Below are 19,299 nucleotides of genomic sequence, written 5' to 3'. Positions count from 1 at the left end.
CAACCATAAGTTACAGAAACGGCCGTACTTGTGGTATACTGATGTATCAACGATTTATTCGCGCTAGCTACGCGGTATGAGGAGGATTTACTGGAATGTGCGGGATTACCGGCGTCATGTATTTTGAAGATCGAGAACCGTCCCGGGAGATGCTGACGGGCATGACCGATTGTATCGTGCATCGCGGACCGAATGACATCGGATTTTGGAGCGATAACCGAATCGGTCTTGGCTTCCGTCGTCTCTCCATCATTGATATTAAGGAAGGTCATCAGCCGCTGGCCAACGAGGACGACAGCGTCTGGATCGTATTCAACGGCGAAATTTACAATTATAAGTACTTGCGGGATCTGCTGCAGGGCAAGGGGCATGTCTTCAAGACGCATACCGATACAGAAGTTATCGTTCATCTGTACGAGGAGTACGGGGAAGCCTGTGTAGAGAAGCTGCGGGGGATGTTCGGCTTTGTCATCTGGGACAAGCGGCAGCGCAAGCTGTTCGGTGCCCGCGACCATTTCGGCATTAAGCCGCTTTATTATTATAAGGACAGCTCCACCTTCATCTTCGGCTCGGAGATTAAGAGCTTGCTTGCATCAGGGCTCAAGAGGTCCGTACGGCGCGAGAGCTTGTACAATTACTTGACCTTCCAGTACGTACCGGACCCGGATACGATGTTCGAGGATATTCACAAGCTTCCTCCGGGACATACGGTTACCGTGAGCTACGACGGCGATATGTCCATCAAGCGCTATTGGGATCCGATGCTGCAGCCGGATGAGAGCCTCTCGTTCGAGCACTGCGTGGAGCAGATCCGTTCGACGCTGCGGGATTCGGTCATTCACCATATGCAAAGCGACGTAGAGCGGGGCTGTTTCTTGTCCAGCGGCATCGACTCGACGGCGATTGCGACGATGATGCGGTCCATCGAGCCGATCCGGACGTTCTCGGTCGGCTTCGAGGGTGCGAACAACGAGACCCTGATCGCCCGCCAGACGGCTCAGGCGCTCGATACCGAGCACTTTGAGAAGGTGATCACGGAGCAGGATTACTTTAACACGCTGCCCAAGGCGGTCTGGCATCAGGACGAGCCGGTGGCCGATCCGTCGGCGATTGCCCTCTATCATGTATCCCAGATGGCAAGCGAGCAGGTCACGGTCGTGCTGTCGGGCGAAGGTGCGGACGAGCTGTTCGGCGGCTACCGCATCTATTGTGAGCCCAATTCGCTGGCGCCGATCGAGCGGCTGCCGCATGGCGTCAAGCGGATGATGCATGCGCTCGCGCGTATGCTGCCATCTGGTTTCAAGGGGCGCAACTACGTGCTGCGCGGGACAACGCCGCTCGAAGAGCGGTTCCTGGGCAATGCCAAAATTTTCACGGAGGATATGAAGGCGGACCTCGTGAATGCCGACCGCGAGCTGCTCCGGTCATACCGAAATCCCCTTCAGATCGCCAAGACCATCTACGACCGCAGCCGGCATCTCGATCCGGTCTCGCGGATGCAGTATATCGATATGAACCTGTGGATGCCGGGCGACATTCTGATGAAGGCGGATAAAATGACGATGGCTAACTCGATCGAGCTGCGTGTTCCTTTCCTCGATGTGGAGCTGTACGAAGTCTCCAGGCGCATCCCGGCCAAATACCGGATCGCCGAAGGCACGACGAAGTACGTATTCCGTAAGGCCATGGAAGGCATTATCCCCGACTTTATCCTGAACCGCCCTAAGTTGGGCTTCCCCGTGCCGATGCGCGACTGGATGAGGGGCCCGAGAGGCTCCGAGATTCTGGAGCAGATCGAGGGCAGCGGTATCGAGGAGTATATCCGTATCGATACGGTCAGATCGATGCTGGACGGGCACCGCAGCGGGAAGGGCGACTACGCCCGCCGCATCTGGACCATCTATATGTTTGCTCTCTGGCACTCGACTTACCTCAAGGAAGAAAAAGTCCCTGTGCTTGCTCACGCTCTATAGGGAGAGAGCAGGGCTAGGCCGGTGAGGGATCTCCCGGCCTGACGCAGGTTGATAAATTGCATAGAAAGAGAGCTGAGGAACACGATGGGAAGATACCGGATAATCGCGCTCGACATGGATGGGACACTGCTGACAGAGGAGAAGACCATCTCTGAAGAAAACCGCGCAGCCATTCTGGCTGCGGAGGACGCTGGGATCAAGGTTGTCTTCGCGACGGGACGCGGACTGCAAAGCGCGCTGCCGTATGCCGTGGAACTAGGCTTGCAATCCCCGCTCGTAACCGTCAACGGAGGCGAGGTCTGGAAGACGCCGGAGGAGCTGCTCCAGCGTCATACGCTCAAGGCCGAGCAGGTTCAGCGGATGCATGAGCTTGCCGTGCAGTACGATCCCTGGTTCTGGGCGTATTCCGTCAACGGGATTTTCAACAAGGAAAGCTGGGGCGACGTAGGCAAGCTGCAGGAGCGGGAGTGGCTCAAGTTCGGCTATTACACCGAGAATCTGGAGTCTCTGCTTGTGATTCGCGAACAGCTCGAACAAAGCGGACTGTACGAGATTACGAATTCGCATCCATGCAATATCGAGCTGAATCCGAAGGGAGTCAGCAAGGCGACGGGCTTGCGCTGTCTATGCGAGCTGTATGGCATCGACATGTCTCAGGTGATCGCAATGGGCGACAGCCAGAACGATATAGCGATGATCCGTGAAGCCGGACTGGGCGTCGCGATGGGAAATGCCCAGGAGGAAGTGAAGGGATTGGCGGACGCCGTCACGCTGTCCAACGAAGAGCATGGCGTTGCGAAGATCATCAGGGAGTACGCCTTGGTATAAGCAGCAGGCTGATCGCTCGGGGGCGAGGTCGTGAATGATCCGGCAGGTCGCTTAGGCAGTCTTCAGACATTCGGGAAGTCCGGAGTTCCGGACGGAGGAAAGAAGGAACCGGTATGGTGATCACCGCGTGGATTATTGTCATCGTGTTGTTCGTCGTAGGCATGGCAGGCGCGGTCTATCCGGTGCTGCCGGGAGCGCTGGCGATTTACGGGGCGTATTTCGTCTATGGCTTTATGATCGGGTTCAAGCCGTTCGGCTTATGGTTCTGGCTTATCCAGACCACGTTGGTCGTGGTGCTTATGATTGCCGATTATTTGGTGAGCGCGATAGGCGTCAAGAAATTCGGCGGCCACCGTGCCTCCGTGATCGGCAGTACCATTGGACTGATCGCGGGACCGTTCGTGATTCCGGTCGTGGGCCTGATCGCCGGTCCCTTCCTGGGGGCGGTCATCGGCGAGTTAATCGTCGGAACGCCGATCCGCCAGTCGCTGCGCGCCGGACTTGGGGCCTTGGTCGGCTTCTTCTCGGGTCTGGTCGTTAAGGTCATACTGCAGCTGCTGATGATCCTGCTGTTTATTGTTTGGATCATGCGTTACGCCTAGCTCTTGGCGAAGCCGGAGGCTCTATCGGGCGGTACAACCCGTGGAGTACCTCTGTGTCTGTGTACATAAGCGATGGTAGTCGCGATGACCGGCCGGCGCGCAGCCGGGCGGTCTTTCGCATGAATTATCGGACAGGGAAGAAGGGAACACGTTGTCGAAGGATTCGAAGGATTCGTTAGTGAAGGGAACGCTGATTCTGACGCTGGCTGCGCTCGTCGCGCGCGCACTGGGCGTTGTGCAGCGCATTCCGCTGGTCTACCTGCTCGGGGATATCGGGATGGCGGCCTACGGCATCGCCTTCAACCTGTATTCCGTGCTGCTGGTCGTTGCTACGGCCGGTATTCCGAGTGCGCTCAGTAAAATGATCTCCGAGCGTACGGCACTCGGAAAGCATGAGGAAGCGGACCGCATCTACCGCGCGGCGCTCCTGTTTGCCGTGATTGCGGGTGTCATCATGACGGTCATCATGTATGTCGGTGCGCCGTACTTTGCGAGCGGCATCTTGAACCCGCAGGCGACGCTGCCGATTCAGGCGATTGCTCCGGCCCTGCTGCTGTTCCCGCTGATCGCGATCATGCGGGGGTACTTCCAGGGACGGCGGATGATGATGCCTAACGGGATCTCGCAGATTATCGAGCAGATCTTCCGCGTTGCCACCTCGGTGGCGCTAGCTTATCTGCTGCTCAGCCACAGCCTGGATGCCGCCGTCGCCGGCGCTTCGTTTGGCGGTGTGATGGGCAGCATAGCCGCTGCAGCTGTCATGCTCTACTATGCGCTGCGTCTGAAGCGGCGCGACCGGAGCGAACGCCGGCCGCAGCCAGGGGATGCTGTACCGGGAACGTCTGGAACGGAAGCGGCTGTCGTCGCCGGGCCGGAGGCCGCCGAGGGGACTCCGCCGGTTTCCTTACCAGGCAAGCAGGACAGTGCGTCGGCTTCCAAGCCGTCAGCACCGCTTCGGTTCCGGGAGATTTACGCCCAGCTCTTCAAGCTGTCCGTGCCAATCGTCATCTTCTCGATGACCGTTACCCTGATCTATACGATCGATTCGTCGATTGTGACGCTGCTGCTCAAGGAGCAGGTCGGTGAGCATACGGCCAGGGAACTGCTGGGGATCTTGACGGGCCGCGCTCAGTCGCTCGCCGGTATTCCGATTATTCTGGCTATTGCCTTGAGCCAGTCGATCGTACCGATTATCTCGGGAGCGTACTCGCAGAATGATCTGAAACAGGTATCCGCTCAAACTTCCAAGGTGCTGCAACTGTCCATCTTGTCCGGACTGCCTATGGTATTGCTGATTGCTCTGGGCGCAAGGTCTCTCAATGGATTTGTTTTTGGCAATTCCGCGGCATCGGTGGTTGTGGATACCTATGCAGGGCCGATTATAGCCGCCTTGACGGTATCGGCGATTTTCCAGATCGTGATGCAAACATCCGGCGCGGTGCTCATGGGGATGGGGCGGATGAAGCCGCTGGTGCTGGGCGTTGTTGTCGGGATTGGGGCCAAGCTTCTGCTTAGCTTCGTGCTCGCGCCGGTATGGGGCATATACGGCATCATCGCCGCTACCGCCTTCTGTTTCATCCTGATGACCGTAATCAATCTCGGGGTGCTGCGCCGTTCGATTTCGTTCAGCATCTTCGGCATCCGCCGCTGGGCCGGTCTGATCGTCTCTACGGTAGTCGTCTCGGCGGTCGGTATTGCACTCGACGCGGCGGTTCGGACCTATGTTCAGCCGTTCGTCTCCTTGCGCGCCAATGATTTCGTGCAGGCTGTTATCGTCTGCGGCGTAGTCGGCGTACTCTACACCGTGCTGCTCTTCGCATCGCGCGTCATGACGCTTCAGGATCTGAACAGCTTGCCTGGTCCGCTGCGCCGGCTGCTGCGGCCGGTCCTGTCCCGTATGCCGGGCTCGAAGAAATAGCCCAGGTGTGCTGACGCTTCAGGCTTGACGACCCTGTCTGATAGGGAAAAGAAAAACAAACAGCCCGGCTTGAGAAGAAATTCTCGAGCCGGGCTGTTTGGTGTATCTAAGGAAAGTTGCCGTTCAGACAAGTCTGTCTGAGCTTGAGTGGCCTCTTAGCTGAACAGGTCGCCTGCGAGTACGGCCATCTCCAGTCGCTTCAAGCCGCTGCCGTAAGCTTGCGTTCGGTCGTAGAGGAAGGGTGGCTCGACATCTTGCAGATAATCGAGTGCGGAAAAATCCCTGAACCAGTCTCCCGGCTCGGGAGGGGCCACCGGATGATCCGGCCATGCGGCATCCAGTGTGGGGCTGTAAAGCCGGGCAGCCCCGGCCTGCAGACGGATGCCGTCGAGCTTCTCCCGGAGTTGTCCCCGTTTCGGCGGGGGACCCTGGCGGCTAGAGGTGAACATATGCGGCCAATAATCGGCCCGCGAGCCGGAGTGAGTGCGGGTTATAGCGAAGCTTACTGCGCCCCGGTGCACCTCGGGGATAGCGAAGAGCATCGCATACAGCTGCTTGCCGATCTCGATACGTTCGTTCAGGCTGCTGAAGCTCTCGAGCGCAAGTCCTGCCAGCCTCGATACCCCGCCATCCTGCGGGTAAGGAAACAACACCTGATTCAGCTGCAGCAGTGACTGCAGCTGAAAAAAGAACGTGCCGGTTACATGCTCCCGGTAAGCCGAATGACGGATGACACGCTCCTCGATAAAATGCTGTTCATTGACAATGAGCCCTATCGTAAGCAGGGAGGATTCCCGCTTCTCCCAGAATCGCTCCCAGAGCGGACACATGAAGGCCGACACGCCCAGCTCCTTCAGGAGGTGAAAGAGAGGCCGACGCTCCCTCAGGCTTGCCTCATACAGCAGCAATTGGGGATACGCATCGTAGAAGATCAGCGAGTTCGCGCGCTCCAGGAATGCGAATACCCAGGCCCGCTGGTCCCTGTCCAGCAGGAAAGGAACATGTTCCCCGCACAGGTCCGTCATGCTCCAGCCGCCGTTGCGCGAGACCAGATGCGCCAGCAGCGCCCAGTGCAGCTCGGGATGGTCCCGATAGAACCGAAGGTAGGCTTCTGTACGTGTCAGATTATTGCGGTTGAGGGTATCCCGCTCAGCTTGGATACGGGCTAACAGGCTGCGCTCCCGACCGGTCAAAGCGGCTGTTGCTGTCTCAGGCTGCATGGCCCCGAGCTCGCAGCTGTAGCGAGCCGAGAGCGCACGCAGAGCAGCTGGCTCCAGCCGGACCGCCTTGTCTTCCTTGCTATCTGGCCTCCCGGTCACCACCTCGCCGAACTGCTCGCTAGCCATTGCATCGTCAGTTTCACCACCGACTCCATTTGGCCTACTAGTCATCGTGTCGTCTGTTTCACGGCTGCTGCCAGCAATCGGCTTACCAGCCACGCCATCAGCCACTTTCGATTCCGCTGCGCCTCGGTAGCTGAGCCAGTGAAGCACCCGGCTCCCAAGCCGCGATGCGTGCCGGCTCAGCCATCGGGGCAGTGAGGTTATCCGGCCCCAAACTTGCCTGCCGCGTGAATTCCCGTGATTCATGCCATCGCCACCTGGGTAAAGAATTAGGTAAGTATTGATAAACAGGGTCTGTTATTTTGTACATAACGAAACATTTGTTCATCTGGCAACGTATATAACTAGTGGGCTTTATTATTCGTCAAATTGTAGGAGGTACAGAATGAAGAAAAGAAGTTGGAGCTTTAAAGCTGGTCTGATGGCGTCCGCTCTTGCGGTTGGTCTGGCAGGATGTGCCCAGGTCGGAAGCGTGGATGTTGGCAAAACGATCTCCAGTGCCTATTCTGTCAAATCCGCACAAGGTTCTTCGAGCATTACGCTGGAATTGACGCAGGACCCGTCCGCTTCCCTGACTGCCGAGCAGCAGCGCACGCTCGATTTCCTGAAAAAACTAAAGATCGATATCACGGAATCCAAGCAGGAAAGCTTGACGAATGCCTCCATGAAGGGGTCGTTCAGTTACGGAAGCAAGCAGATTCCGTTCCATCTGACGGTGACTGACAAGCAGTTCACACTCCAAATTGAAGGCGCTCAAAAACCGATCGTCATCCGTAACGGTGCGGTACCTGGCGGTGCTGCCGGCAGCGAGATCCTGACTGCCGAGTTGCAGAAGCAGATCCAGGAGCTCACGCTGAAGGCCGTTGATTCCATGCCTAAGCTGGCTGGCTTCTTCACGACTAACTTCCCGAATCCGAAAACCATTTCGGCCGAATCTGCTACAATCACCGTAAACGGCGAATCCGTAGCAACAGACAAGCTTCACATCGAGCTGACGGGCGGCGAGCTGGTTAGTCTGGTCAAGGGCTTCCTGACGAACGTGCTGAAGGACGACCAAGGACTGAAGGAATTCATCGGCGTGCTGTATGACCTGTATGTGCCTTTTGTAAAGGAAATGTTGAAATCCGTTGAAGCTTCCCAACCGGAAGGTGCGGGCAGTGGACAGATGGATCAGATCCTGCCGTTCCTGGAGAACAAAACACTGGCTGTAGAATTCATCCATACATTCCTGAAAGGCAAGCTGCAAGAAATCGTAGCGGATTTTGATAAGACGGTCGGAGACTCCGTCAAAGACGTACTGAACGATAATCAGTCGTTGAAGACGGATCTGTATGTAGATAAAGACCATTTTACGCGCAAGTCCGTGACGGAATTGCAAATTCAGCTGCCGAACTCCGCCGAGCACGGGGTGAAGTCGCTCAAAGTAACGTCCACCAGTGAGGCCTGGAATATCAACAAGACGGTCACGGTCGACAAGATCGACGTATCCGGCGGCGTTATCGACTTGCTGGGCGATTCCGGCAGATTGACCGCCGGCAAGTTCGTCGGTTCGTTAGATCCGAAGTCCGATCTGTACAAATTGCTGAAGGACGATCTGCAGGTAACCAAGAAGAAGGTCGACATGTACGTTCCAGCAGCAGGCGAAGAAAGCTGGAGCTTCCTGCCGCAGCCTTACAACCAGGATGGAACGGTCATGGTGCCGGTTCGTTTCGTAACGGAGCAGCTGGATGCCGAAGTCAAATGGGATGCGGCAACCAAACAAGTGACCATCACAGACCCGCTCACGGGCAGCGTTGCGGTATTGACGCTTGACAGCAAGCAGGCGACCGTTAATGGTAAAACCCTTGAGTTGGATCAACCGGCTGTGCTTGTCGATGGTAATACCTATGTACCTGTACGTTTTGTAGCAGAAAGCATGAATGCCAAGGTAGGCTGGACACAAGAAACACAAACCGTCCATATTACCCGCGATTAAAAGAATGCAGGGCCTGGAGCGCAATAAGCGCCCCAGGCCTTTTTTCTATTCCGCCCGTTCCATCCAAGACCGGGAGACCAGGCAATGCGGCCTCTGATACTGTCTGCAGCGCGTCCTGCTTGAAAGTTAGATTATCCCAATATGCACCTTGTTATGCTTGAAGGGAGGAAACGCCTGCTAGAGCTGAGCCTCCCGAAGCCTGTGAACGCAGCAAGCCCCCGAACCGTTCTCCGTTGTAGGCCGGAGCGTTCGGGGGCTTGCTGGAATTTTGCTGCTATAAGTTATCGTCGGTCCTGTCAGATGCTGCGCTGGACGACGGGGGCTCGTCACGGCTGGAGGACGGGCGCTGCGGCCCGAGCCTTCCGGCGCGAGCCGCAGCTTCCCGCAGCAAATACTCAATATGGCTGTTTACACTGCGGAAATCGTCGGCTGCCCACCTTTCGAGCGCCTCGTAGAGCTTGGGGTCCAGCCGCAGAGCAAAATTTTTCTTTGCGGCCATGGCAGTGACCTAATACAGGCTTCCCGTGTTGATCACGGGGCTAGCCGAGCGGTCGGACACGATGGCCACCAGCAGATTGTTGATCATGGCCGCTTTGCGCTCTTCATCCAGCTCAATGACGCCCTCCGCCTGCAATTGGGAGATGGCGAGCTGGACCATGCCGACCGCGCCTTCCACGATCTTGGAGCGGGCTGCGATGATGGCAGCTGCCTGCTGTCGCTGCAGCATGGCGCTGGCTATCTCGGTAGAGTAAGCCAGATGCGTCAGCCGTGCTTCCATAACCTCGACACCGGCTACGGACAGCCGGTCCTGCAGCTCCCGGGCGAGCTGGGCAGCTACTTCGTCAGAATTGCCGCGTAGGGAGTAACCTTGCTCGTCGAACATGTCATAAGGATATTTACCGGCTACATGCCGGAGTGCCGTCTCGCTTTGGATTTCGACGAATTGCTCATAATTATCCACATCGAAGGTAGCCTTGGCCGAATCGACGACGCGGAATACGACGACCGCTGCGATCTCGATCGGATTGCCGTCAATATCGTTGACCTTCAACCTCGTGCTGTTGAAGTTGCGGACCCGCAGCGATACCTTCTTGCGGACGGAGAATGGAGTCGTCATCCAGATACCGCTCTGGCGGATCGTTCCGGCGTAGCTGCCGAAGAAGGTGACGACCATCGCCTGATTCGGCTGGACAATTGTCAGGCCGGACAACAGGGTGACGGAGATAATAGCCAGAATCACGCCGATGACAGGCGATTCGGTCTGGACCATGATCCAGGCTCCTGCGATATCGATCAGTAGCAGGGCGAGCAGCCCGACAAAACCGTTCCAAGTCCAGGGCTTCTTTTCTTGCATATACATACACTCCTTTTGGGTGAATATTATTTTGATATTTTTATGATATCACTTTTAGAAATTAATGTAAATCTCTACTTTCTGGAAAATATGACTTTATTCCTCCCTAGGGGGACAGAGGCTTGTCCCTTGCGGGGGCTGCGCAGAGAATTGACACAAAGCTTACCGGGTGCTATAAGTGGAATAGAGGTGATGAGCATGGAACAGGTCAAAACCGACCAGCGCTTCAAGGAAATTACCGCAGACGACAAACCTACAGTCGCTGTATTCAAGACGACATGGTGTAAGGACTGCCATTTTATCGATCCGTTTATGCCGGAGGTCGAGGCAGCCTATGACGATCGTCTGCGCTTTATTCATGTGGACCGTGACGATCTGCCTGATCTGTGCAGCGAGCTCAATATTCTGGGCATTCCCAGCTTTATCGTGTTCCGCAATGGTCAGGAAGTGGTCCGCTTCGTGAGCAAGCTGCGCAAGACCCGGGATGAGATCGAGCAATTTCTCGACCGTGCGGTCGAGGTATCCCGCGCCGTTAATTCTTAACACCGGCGTTATTCCTACGAGAAGTCCAGGCGGCGATTCATCGCATGCCCGGGCTTTTCTTCTTTCATGGCTTTGTAACATTTCCGCATGGAATTGGCCCGTTTTAATCGTTATAATGTTAGATGAGCGTTCGTGCTGTCTGAACATCCATCGAATGTCCATACTAAGCAAGTAACGAACGAAAAGAAGCGGGTGAAAAGCGGATGAAAATGGAGCGTAGACTGAAGGCCTTGTCTCTGGCCAGCATGCTGGGGATGTTCCTGATTCTGGTGATGGGCGCGCTTGTCACGAAGACGGAATCGGGCCGGGGTTGCGGCGATGACTGGCCGCTTTGCAATGGCAAGTTTGTACCTGCCTATACGATTGAATCGCTTATTGAATACAGCCACCGCTTTGTGGTGGGCGTCGTCGGCATCATTTTGCTGGCTACGATGATTCTTGTGTTTCTGTACAGCAAGCGTAAGGATGCCAAATGGTATGTAGGCGGCGCGATGTTCTTCACGCTCCTGCAGGCCGTGCTGGGCGCGATGGCGGTCGTGTGGCCGCAATCGTCGGCGATTCTGGCGCTGCACTTTGGCTTCTCGCTGATGTCCTTTGCCTTTACGCTGCTGCTATATCTGGTGTTTACGAGATTCGGCGACGCCATGTACAAGGGAGATGGCACCCGATTGACCCGGGGTGTGCGGTTTTCCATCTGGGCTGTGCTGGTTTACAGCTATGTGGTCGTGTATCTGGGCGCGTTCGTTCGCCATACCGAAGCGATGGGCGGCTGTATCGGGTGGCCGCTTTGCAACGGCCAGGTGATTCCTGAGATGACCGGACCGACCAGCATCGCCTTTATTCACCGGGTCGGAGCAGCCATTCTCGGGTTGGCGCTGCTTACGCTGTTCTTGTTTGTGCGCGGACAAGCCAGATCGGACAGCGGAATTTACCGTTCCGTCAGGTTGTCGCTGATCCTGGTCTTCTTGCAGATTCTGAGCGGCGGCTTCGTGACGCTTGCTATCGGCTACGATATTTACTTGCTGGCCAGCCTGCTGCATGCGGTGCTTGTCTCCTGTTTGTTCGGTATATTATGTTATTCGGCGATCGCCTCGCGTCATACGAGGGGATAACAAGCTAGGGCTTACGCAGCAAGAAGGCTGCCGTAAGCCTTCTTCTTCATCAACGGACTGATTTTTTTGAACTTGAATACAGGGGGCATGTCGAAGCTATGAGGTTCGCTAATTTACGTACTTACTTGGAAGCGCTGCGATTAGAGAAGGAGCTGCAGGTCATCTCTGCGCCAGTCGATCCTAATCTGGAGCTGGCCGAGATTCACCGCCGCGTCATTGAGGAGGAAGGTCCGGCTCTGCTCTTTACGAATGTGAAGGGGGCTTCCTTTCCCGTTGTTACCAATCTGTTCGGGACAAGCCGGCGTGTTGACCTGGCCTTCGGGCCGCGTCCGGAGCAGCTGATGAAGCAAATTATCGGCGCGATGGATACGCTTCTGCCGCCGACACCCAAGGCGATCTGGGAGCAGCGCCAGCTGCTCTTCGATTTGCTTAAGATCGGGACGAAGAATGTCGGCTCCGAAGCGGCCCCCGTGCTGCAGGTATGCAAAACCGACGCTCCGCTGGCGGGCATCCCCGTGATCACCTCTTGGCAGGAAGACGGCGGACCGTTCGTGACGCTTCCGCTCGTATACACCGAGCATCCGCAGAACGGGCATCACAACCTCGGCATGTACCGCATGCAGGTGTATGATGCGCAGACGACCGGCATGCATTGGCAGATTCACAAAGGCGGCGGCTTCCACTATCACGAAGCCGAGCTTCGGAATCAAGCGCTGCCGGTTACGGTATTCCTGGGCGGCCCTCCGGCACTTATCGCTTCGGCGATCGCTCCGGTGCCGGAGCATCTGCCGGAGCTGATGCTGACCTCGCTGATGATCGGGCAGAAGCTGCCGCTGACGAACAACCCTCGCGGCGGACATCGTCTGATCGCGGAAGCGGAATTCGCCATCAGCGGCAAGGTGCCTCCGCATCTGCGCCGTCCGGAGGGGCCGTTCGGCGACCACTTCGGCTATTATTCGCTCGTGCATGACTTCCCGGTGTTCGAGGTCGACCATGTATGGCACCGCAAGGATGCCATCTATCCGGCGACCATCGTCGGCAAGCCGCGCCAGGAAGATTATTATCTGGGAGAGTACCTGCAGCGGCTGCTGTCCCCGGCCTTCCCGATGGCGATGCCGGGGGTCAAGGAGCTGTGGGCCTATGCCGAAACAGGCGTTCATCCGCTGGCTGCCGCCGTTGTGCGGGAAAGCTACAGCCGCGAGGCGCTATCGACAGCGTTCCGGATTCTCGGGGAAGGCCAGCTGACGCTGACGAAGTTCCTGATCGTCACGAACCAGCCGGTCGATCTGAGCAACTTCCCGGAGCTGCTGGAGACGGTGCTGGAGCGCTTCGATCCGCAGCAGGATCTCTTCATCTTCAACAAGACGTCGCATGATACGCTCGACTATACGGGCGACCGTCTGAATCACGGCAGCAAGGCCGTGCTGCTCGGCGTAGGCGAGCCGAAGCGCAAGCTGCCGGCTATCTACGAGAGCGGGGAACTGCCCGGCATCCATAGCGCTGTGCCTTACTGCCGCGGCTGTCTGGTCGTAGCTGGCGCAGGCTTTGCGGAAGACCCGGAGCTCGCGCCGCGGCTTGTCCGCGATGCGGGAGAGCGCCTCGCCGATTGGCCGCTCGTCGTGCTTGTCGACGATACGGCTATCGCAGAGGGTCAGACGCCGTTCCTGTGGACCGTTTTCACCCGCTTCAACCCGGCGGCGGATATGTACGCCGACGCCGAGCTGAAGCGTCACCATATCGGGTACCGGGTGCCGATCGTGATCGATGCACGGATGAAGCCCGGCTATCCGGACGAGCTGTTTCCACGGGAGGACATTGTCGACCTGGTGGATTCGCGGTGGAAGGAGTATTTCTCCGAGAAGGTGTAGGGCTTGTTTAGCTTGACGCCGTACGGGGTAATTCAGAAGGATGAGATCTGGAGGAGGAATCGGCATGCTGTACACGAACATTTTGGTAGCGTATGACGGATCGGAGATTTCGGAGCGGGCACTGGAGGCGGGGGCGCGGCTCGCGGCGCTGAGCCCGGATGCGAAGCTGCAGGTGATTCATGTGTTCTACTGGCCGACGCTGGTGGTCGGTGAAGCCTTCGTAGCGGCTTCACCGTCTGCGGCTAAGGAGGAATACGAGTATACGGTGGCGCTGGAGCAGCGGGCTAAGGCTCATGCGAGCGAGTTCGGAGCCTTGAATGTCGAAGTTACAACCCAGCAGGGCTCGCCGGCCAAGGTTATTCTGGAGCATGCCGAGGAATCCGGTGCCGATGTCATCGTCATTGGCAGCCGGGGGCTCAGCGGGCTCAGTGAATTCGTGCTGGGCAGTGTCAGTCATAATGTCGTGCAGCATGCACGGATTCCTGTCCTTGTTGTGAAATAACAGGACGCAAGCGCATTGGCCGGAACCCTGGCGACAGGAGTTCCGGTTTTTTGCGTTCGTACAAACGGATCTTCGGACTTGTCTCCGGACTTCATACCATCGGACATGTTTTCTTCCAGGCTGCTCCCGTAGTGTTCCGCCTGCCCATAGGGTATACTAACAAGGAAGAATCCGGTATTTATTGCGAGAATGGAGAGCTGTACGATGTTAAGAGCTTTATTCGACGAACCGCCCCGCAAGGAAGAAGGGCTGCTGAAGGAAGCGAACGAGGCGATAAGGACATATATGCGTTCCCTCACGCTGATTCCCCAGGAGAGGCAAACGCCGCAGGAACGACGGTTTGCGATATGGAGCGAGAGCTTCCTGAGGTCAATTGACGAGCTGGAGCAAAGCCAGTACGCAGCCGAACGCTACGGACGATTAATCGATACGACGCTGGTGGATCAGATGCCGCCCGAGGAGCGGCAGCAATACCACCGCCATCTGTATTACTATAAAAACGCCCTAATCCGGCTGTTCTCGATTCTGGATAAGCTAGGGCAATTTCTCAATGAACGCTTCGCCCTGCAGACGGAAAAAATCAAGTCGCGGTTTTCGTACTTTACAGTCCTCCGCAATATGCATCAGAACGGGTTGTATACGGATCTGGAGCAGATGTTGTTTGATTTGAAAGTCACGTACAAGGATCCGGTAACTCGCCTGCGCAATCAGCGCAATATCGAAATTCATACGATTGACGCCGATCTGCTGGACGACCTGATCCGGGCCAAGGAGAGCAAGCCCGGTGAGCGGATCCGGCCCGAAGCGGAAGAGGTGGACGGCAATCTGGCCGATCTGAGAGCCGGCTGCGAGATGGCGCTGCGCATCATCGTGATCGCGTTCCGCTACAGCACCAAGCATGCCGCGTCCAAGCCTGCTGCCCACCACCGGGCGAGACCGGGTGAGTCCGGGGAGAAAGCCCGGCGCCGTTGAATCGCGCCACAGCTTCTACTATACTGGAAGATAGAATAAGCCGCAGGGGGAATGGGCATGAAGGAACCACGGAGAGCCGCGCTCATTACCGGGAGCGCCAAGGGACTGGGCAGAATGACGGCGCTTCTTCTGGCTGAACGTGGCTTCGATATCGTCATTAATTATATGCACAGCGAGGCTGAGGCCGAGGCCCTATGCCAGCATATCCAGGGGCTCGGTGCCCGCTGCTATGCGGTACAGGCCGATATCTCACGGCCGGCTGACCGCGACAGGCTGGTTGCCGAAGCTATTGACCGGCTCGGCCACATCGATGTGTTGATCAATAATGCCGGACCGTTCATCCGGGAGCGGCGGTTATTCAGGGAATATGAGGCGTCGGAGATCGAGGGTCTGATGCAGGGCAATCTCATCGGGGTGATGCATCTGGATCATCTGGTTATTCCGCTCATGCGCAAGCACCAGTGGGGGCGCATCATTCACTTTGGCTTCGGCCATGCGGCGGAGGCGAGGGGCTGGCCTCACCGGGCAGTCTATGCAGCCGCCAAGGTTGGACTTGTATCCTTTACGAAAACACTCGCGGTCGAGGAGGCTGGCGGCGGCATTACCGTGAATATGATTTGTCCGGGGGATATTCGCGGGGCTAACAAAGAGAAGCTCATTGCCGAGGTCGAGCACCTGCAGGATGACGAGTCACCGCGCGGGCGCCCCGGTACCGGCGAGGATATTGCGCGGGTCATTGCCTTCCTGTGCGAGGAGCGGTCCGATTTCCTGACGGGGAATATTATCGACGTGTCGGGCGGACTCGATCCGATCCGGGCTATGGTCGGAGGGACGGTCCATAGCGGAGCTGCGGCGGGGTCTGCTGCGACTTCATGATCCTCTGATCGGCACGAAAGCAAAAAAAGGGCCGACCGTTGCCGGTCGACCCTTCGCTTCTCCTTCAGGGAAGGAGCTTAGAATACTTGCATAACTTCCTGAACGCCTTCGACCTCTTCAAGCAGCGCGCGCTCGATACCGGCCTTGAGTGTGATCGTGGAGCTCGGGCAGCTGCCGCAAGCACCCATCAATCTCAGCTTGACGATGCCATCCTCCACGTCCACCAGCTCAACGTCACCGCCGTCGCGCTGCAGGAATGGACGAAGCTTATCTAGAACTTCAAGCACCTCATCATACATGGTGCTTTGCTGAGTACTTTCGCTCATGTGCTTCATCTCCCTTCTACTTCTTATTATAGTACAATCGTCAGAAAATTAAAATGGCTGTAAAGGAGCATAACGTCCGTGAGACCTATTATAGAATTTTGTGCCAGCAACATGCATCACGGTACGGATAAGCTGATGCAGGCCCTGGAGGCCAACCCCGACTATGACGTGCTGGAATACGGCTGTCTGGGAAACTGCGGCGAGTGTTACCTGGCGGCCTTCGCCCTGGTTAACGGAGAGATCGTCGCAGCTGAATCCGCAGAAGCTTTGGAGCAGGCCGTTTATGCGAAAATAAAAGAGATCGAAGACATGTTCGACCTCTTGAGCGATGCCGACTAGCCGAAATGCCGCTTGGACATCCAGAGCACGCCGCTCTTGAGCGCCCGCGGCATCATACCCGTCATGACGGTTCGCTTGCCCATCATGCCGAAGCCGGATTTTTTGCCAAGCGAACCGAGAACTCCCTTGAGCTTGATTTTGCCAAGCCGGGGAGTTTCGTTTTTCCACAAGGCCTTTAACACTTCGGCGACCTGCTCCCCTTGGGCCTCGGCGGCTTGACCGCTCGGCGAGAAAGGGAGCGACGCACAGTCGCCAACGATATAAATATTGGTGTAGTCAGGCAATTGATGGTAAGCATTAATGGTGAGCCGTCCTTGCGCATCCTTGGGCAGGTTCAATTGCTGTACGATGGGACTCGGCTGAATCCCGGCTGTCCAGATCGTGACATCCGAATAAATAATCTCGCTCCCGTTATGCAGCATGCCGGGCTCCACTTTGCACAGCGACACATGGGTCCGCTGCTCGATATCATGCTCCAGCATCCACTCGCGGACAAACTTGCGCACTTTCTCCGGGAATGGGGATAGCACACTGGCTCCGCGGTCGATGATGCGGATATTGAGATCCGGCCGGCTTTCCCTTAGCTCAGCGGCCATCTCGACACCGCTAAGACCGCCGCCGACGATCGAGATCTGGCCGTAAGGCCGCGCATCGTTGGTCGCCTGGTACGTCCTGCGAGTCGCTGACAAGGACTGAATGCTTTGGGAAAACTCCTGAGCCCCTTCGATGCCGTGGTACTTGTCTACGCATCCCAGCGCGATGACAAGCCAGTCGTAGGACAGCGGCTCGTCATTCTCAAAATAAATGAGCCTTGCCTCCGGATCGACGCTTTTCACTTCGCCATATTTCAGGATAAGCCGGGGATCAACGGGGAAATGCACACGGATGTCCTTATCGGATACGGTGCCGGCCGCTAGCGCGTAGTATTCGGTTTTCAGCCCCTGATAAGGCATACGGTCCACCATAATCATCACCGTATCAGCCGGGAGCTCCGCATCGAGCAATTTTTGGGCGACGGTCAGTCCGCCATACCCACCGCCAAGAATGACAAGTTTTTTCATAAGAACGGCAAACCCTTTCTCGCATGCAAATTTATTCGTACACCTTGATTTCGTTGTAGAAGGTATCTCGTTCTACCGGAATACGTCCGGCTCCCTTGATCAGATGGACAAGCTCGTCTCGAGTCAGCCCTTCGGGAGACGTAGCGCCCGCTGCGTGGCTGATGCGTTCTTGAATAATGGTTCCATGAGCATCTGAGGCTCCGAAGGCGAAGGCGATCTGTGTGAGCTGCGTGCCCAGGTTGATGAAGTAGGCTTTCACGTGCTGGATGTTGTCCAGCATCAGCCGGCTGATAGCGATCGTTCTCAGGTTGTCGTAAGCGGACACCCGGCGCTTGAGACCTGCATCTACACTGGCAGGCTGGACCGCATTAGGGATAAACACCATAAACCCGCCGGTCTCGTCTTGCAGCTCGCGGAGATACATCAGATGGCGGACACGCTCCTCGAAGGTCTCGATCGACCCGAACAGCATGGTCGCGTGCGTCTTCATCCCGAGCTGGTGTGCAGTCCGGTGCACATCGAGCCATTCATCCGTGGAGGCTTTATCCACGAGGCGCATTTTCTTGCGGTAGCGCTCAGATAGAATCTCTGCGCCTCCGCCAGGCATCGTGCCGAGTCCCGCATCGATCAGAGCCTGAAGCACTTCCTTGTATCCCAGGCCGCTGATTCTGGAGAAAAATTCGATCTCAGCAGCCGTATGCGCCTTGATGGTCACATCGGGATAGCGCTGCTTCAAACCGCGGATGCAGTCCACATAGTATTGGAAAGGGACGTTGGCGTTATGCCCACCGGTAATATGAAATTCCCGCATGCCCGGATGGTAATGCTTGTCGATATAGTCGAACATTTGCTCCGGGGTCAGCGTGTAAGCTCCTTCTTCGCCCTCATCGCGGCGGAAATGGCAGAAGGCGCAATGCTCTTCGCATACATTCGTAAAGTACAGGCTCATGTTGTCGACGAAGTAAACCTTCTTGCCGTTCTTGCGCAGGTTCACCTTATTGGCCAGCTGACCAATGGTCAACAAATCGTCGGATTCGTACAGAAATACGCCATCCTCGAGAGAGAGGCGCTCGCCATGCTCCACCTTTTCGGCGATTGCCGCCATGCGCAGCTGTTCATTGTTAATTGCGGTGCTCATCGATCCACCTCCGTAAACTGGATAGGCGCCCATGGGCAGCAGGCTCATGGGCGCATTCGTCAATCGGTACATACAAATCTGAATAAAAGCACACTTTATTATAAACCTCATATCTGAGCGGAGCAATACATGCGTGGAACAAAAGAAAAGCAAGGCCCTATGGAGTAGGAAGTAATTGGGTGAAATTAATGAATATCCCATAAATCTTTATGGACAAGCTTACAAAAATTTAGATTCTCTGTTTTCATTGCCGCCAAAATCTAGTATACTTCTTTTTTGTTGGCAAGGTGACGGTACTTGTTGGATGAATGGACGGTGTAGGTGTTGACTGAGGATTTGGCTGATCTGCATAACACGTTGACGCTGGAAATTGAACATAACCGCCAGCGTATGGTTCGCTTGGGCGTAGAGCTTGGGCTTATGCATCCGGAGGTTCAACGGTGCAGTGAGCAGCTCGATGTATTACTTCTCCGCTTTTATCATACAGACAAGCTGATGAGGCAATTCGATTGTGCAAAGTCCCTTGAGGTGTCGGCCTCAAAGGAGTATACTTTTATATAGAAATAACT

19 protein-coding genes are annotated in these 19,299 nt (G+C 56.3%); 13 read left to right on the top strand and 6 right to left on the bottom strand.

Going from position 1 to position 19,299, the window contains the following annotated elements:
• The first annotated feature begins 95 nt into the window (after nt 1-95).
• The 4 genes from asnB (at nt 96) to WMW72_RS31625 (ending at nt 5,321) form a co-directional block, all read left to right on the top strand.
• On the top strand, nt 96-1,973 hold the full coding sequence (gene asnB, locus WMW72_RS31640) for an asparagine synthase (glutamine-hydrolyzing) (protein WP_341419592.1): 1,878 nt from the start codon (nt 96-98) through the stop codon (nt 1,971-1,973).
• Nucleotides 1,974-2,057: 84 nt separating this feature from the next.
• Nucleotides 2,058-2,801, top strand: a complete 744-nt coding sequence (locus WMW72_RS31635; protein WP_341419591.1) for a Cof-type HAD-IIB family hydrolase — start codon at nt 2,058-2,060, stop codon at nt 2,799-2,801.
• A 113-nt stretch (nt 2,802-2,914) separates the two neighbouring features.
• Nucleotides 2,915-3,403 carry a DUF456 domain-containing protein gene (locus tag WMW72_RS31630; protein ID WP_341419590.1) on the top strand — a complete coding sequence of 163 codons (489 nt, stop codon included), beginning with the start codon at nt 2,915-2,917 and terminating at the stop codon, nt 3,401-3,403.
• 151 nt (nt 3,404-3,554) lie between these two features.
• Complete coding sequence (locus WMW72_RS31625) at nt 3,555-5,321, top strand: putative polysaccharide biosynthesis protein (protein ID WP_341419589.1); 1,767 nt, start codon at nt 3,555-3,557, stop codon at nt 5,319-5,321.
• A 155-nt stretch (nt 5,322-5,476) separates the two neighbouring features.
• Here WMW72_RS31625 and WMW72_RS31620 read toward each other — a convergent pair whose 3' ends face one another.
• The gene (locus tag WMW72_RS31620; RefSeq protein ID WP_341419588.1) at nt 5,477-6,910 is read right to left on the bottom strand and encodes a DUF2515 family protein; all 1,434 of its coding nucleotides are present in this window, start codon (nt 6,908-6,910) and stop codon (nt 5,477-5,479) included.
• A 139-nt stretch (nt 6,911-7,049) separates the two neighbouring features.
• Here WMW72_RS31620 and WMW72_RS31615 point away from each other — a divergent pair, with 139 nt between their 5' ends.
• Nucleotides 7,050-8,639 carry a copper amine oxidase N-terminal domain-containing protein gene (locus WMW72_RS31615; protein WP_341419587.1) on the top strand — a complete coding sequence of 530 codons (1,590 nt, stop codon included), beginning with the start codon at nt 7,050-7,052 and terminating at the stop codon, nt 8,637-8,639.
• Between the two features lie 274 nt (nt 8,640-8,913).
• Here the strand turns inward: WMW72_RS31615 and WMW72_RS31610 are convergent, their stop codons facing one another.
• Both WMW72_RS31610 and WMW72_RS31605 read right to left on the bottom strand, forming a co-directional pair.
• Nucleotides 8,914-9,138 carry a type II toxin-antitoxin system antitoxin gene (locus tag WMW72_RS31610; RefSeq protein ID WP_341419586.1) on the bottom strand — a complete coding sequence of 75 codons (225 nt, stop codon included), beginning with the start codon at nt 9,136-9,138 and terminating at the stop codon, nt 8,914-8,916.
• Nucleotides 9,139-9,147: 9 nt separating this feature from the next.
• Entirely contained in the window at nt 9,148-9,993 is an 846-nt protein-coding gene (locus WMW72_RS31605) for an SPFH domain-containing protein (RefSeq protein WP_341419585.1), read from the bottom strand.
• Between the two features lie 198 nt (nt 9,994-10,191).
• On the opposite strand from WMW72_RS31605, the gene WMW72_RS31600 reads away from it, so the two are divergent.
• From WMW72_RS31600 to WMW72_RS31575, 6 genes are all read left to right on the top strand, one after another.
• A complete protein-coding gene (locus tag WMW72_RS31600; protein WP_341419584.1) occupies nt 10,192-10,536 on the top strand; it encodes a thioredoxin family protein in 345 nt (114 codons plus the stop codon).
• A gap of 203 nt (nt 10,537-10,739) precedes the next feature.
• Nucleotides 10,740-11,648 (top strand): COX15/CtaA family protein, encoded by a 909-nt coding sequence (locus WMW72_RS31595; RefSeq protein ID WP_341419583.1) that lies wholly within the window; start codon nt 10,740-10,742, stop codon nt 11,646-11,648.
• A 98-nt stretch (nt 11,649-11,746) separates the two neighbouring features.
• Entirely contained in the window at nt 11,747-13,516 is a 1,770-nt protein-coding gene (locus WMW72_RS31590; protein ID WP_341419582.1) for a UbiD family decarboxylase, read from the top strand.
• Nucleotides 13,517-13,580: 64 nt separating this feature from the next.
• On the top strand, nt 13,581-14,018 hold the full coding sequence (locus WMW72_RS31585; RefSeq protein WP_341419581.1) for a universal stress protein: 438 nt from the start codon (nt 13,581-13,583) through the stop codon (nt 14,016-14,018).
• 204 nt (nt 14,019-14,222) lie between these two features.
• Nucleotides 14,223-14,990 carry a Cthe_2314 family HEPN domain-containing protein gene (locus WMW72_RS31580; protein ID WP_341419580.1) on the top strand — a complete coding sequence of 256 codons (768 nt, stop codon included), beginning with the start codon at nt 14,223-14,225 and terminating at the stop codon, nt 14,988-14,990.
• A gap of 57 nt (nt 14,991-15,047) precedes the next feature.
• Nucleotides 15,048-15,866 carry an SDR family oxidoreductase gene (locus tag WMW72_RS31575; protein WP_341419579.1) on the top strand — a complete coding sequence of 273 codons (819 nt, stop codon included), beginning with the start codon at nt 15,048-15,050 and terminating at the stop codon, nt 15,864-15,866.
• 77 nt (nt 15,867-15,943) lie between these two features.
• On the opposite strand, the gene WMW72_RS31570 is transcribed toward WMW72_RS31575, so the two are convergent.
• The gene (locus tag WMW72_RS31570; RefSeq protein ID WP_341419578.1) at nt 15,944-16,192 is read right to left on the bottom strand and encodes a NifU family protein; all 249 of its coding nucleotides are present in this window, start codon (nt 16,190-16,192) and stop codon (nt 15,944-15,946) included.
• A 78-nt stretch (nt 16,193-16,270) separates the two neighbouring features.
• On the opposite strand from WMW72_RS31570, the gene WMW72_RS31565 reads away from it, so the two are divergent.
• Nucleotides 16,271-16,531: a YuzB family protein gene (locus WMW72_RS31565; protein ID WP_341419577.1), complete on the top strand. Its 261-nt coding sequence runs from the start codon at nt 16,271-16,273 to the stop codon at nt 16,529-16,531.
• Here the strand turns inward: WMW72_RS31565 and WMW72_RS31560 are convergent.
• Both WMW72_RS31560 and mqnE read right to left on the bottom strand, forming a co-directional pair.
• Nucleotides 16,528-17,592, bottom strand: a complete 1,065-nt coding sequence (locus tag WMW72_RS31560) for an NAD(P)/FAD-dependent oxidoreductase (protein ID WP_341419576.1) — start codon at nt 17,590-17,592, stop codon at nt 16,528-16,530. The two genes, WMW72_RS31565 and WMW72_RS31560, sit on opposite strands and share 4 nt — an antisense overlap.
• Before the next feature lie 31 nt (nt 17,593-17,623).
• Complete coding sequence (gene mqnE / locus WMW72_RS31555; protein ID WP_341419575.1) at nt 17,624-18,730, bottom strand: aminofutalosine synthase MqnE; 1,107 nt, start codon at nt 18,728-18,730, stop codon at nt 17,624-17,626.
• 321 nt (nt 18,731-19,051) lie between these two features.
• Here mqnE and WMW72_RS31550 point away from each other — a divergent pair, with 321 nt between their 5' ends.
• Nucleotides 19,052-19,291: a Spo0E family sporulation regulatory protein-aspartic acid phosphatase gene (locus WMW72_RS31550; RefSeq protein ID WP_341419574.1), complete on the top strand. Its 240-nt coding sequence runs from the start codon at nt 19,052-19,054 to the stop codon at nt 19,289-19,291.
• Nucleotides 19,292-19,299: the final 8 nt, after the last annotated feature.

Source organism: Paenibacillus filicis, from assembly GCF_038070315.1.
GTDB lineage: Bacteria > Bacillota > Bacilli > Paenibacillales > NBRC-103111 > Paenibacillus_G > Paenibacillus_G filicis.
Note: the sequence above shows the minus strand (reverse complement) of the source record. Positions and strands in the feature narration are given on the sequence as shown.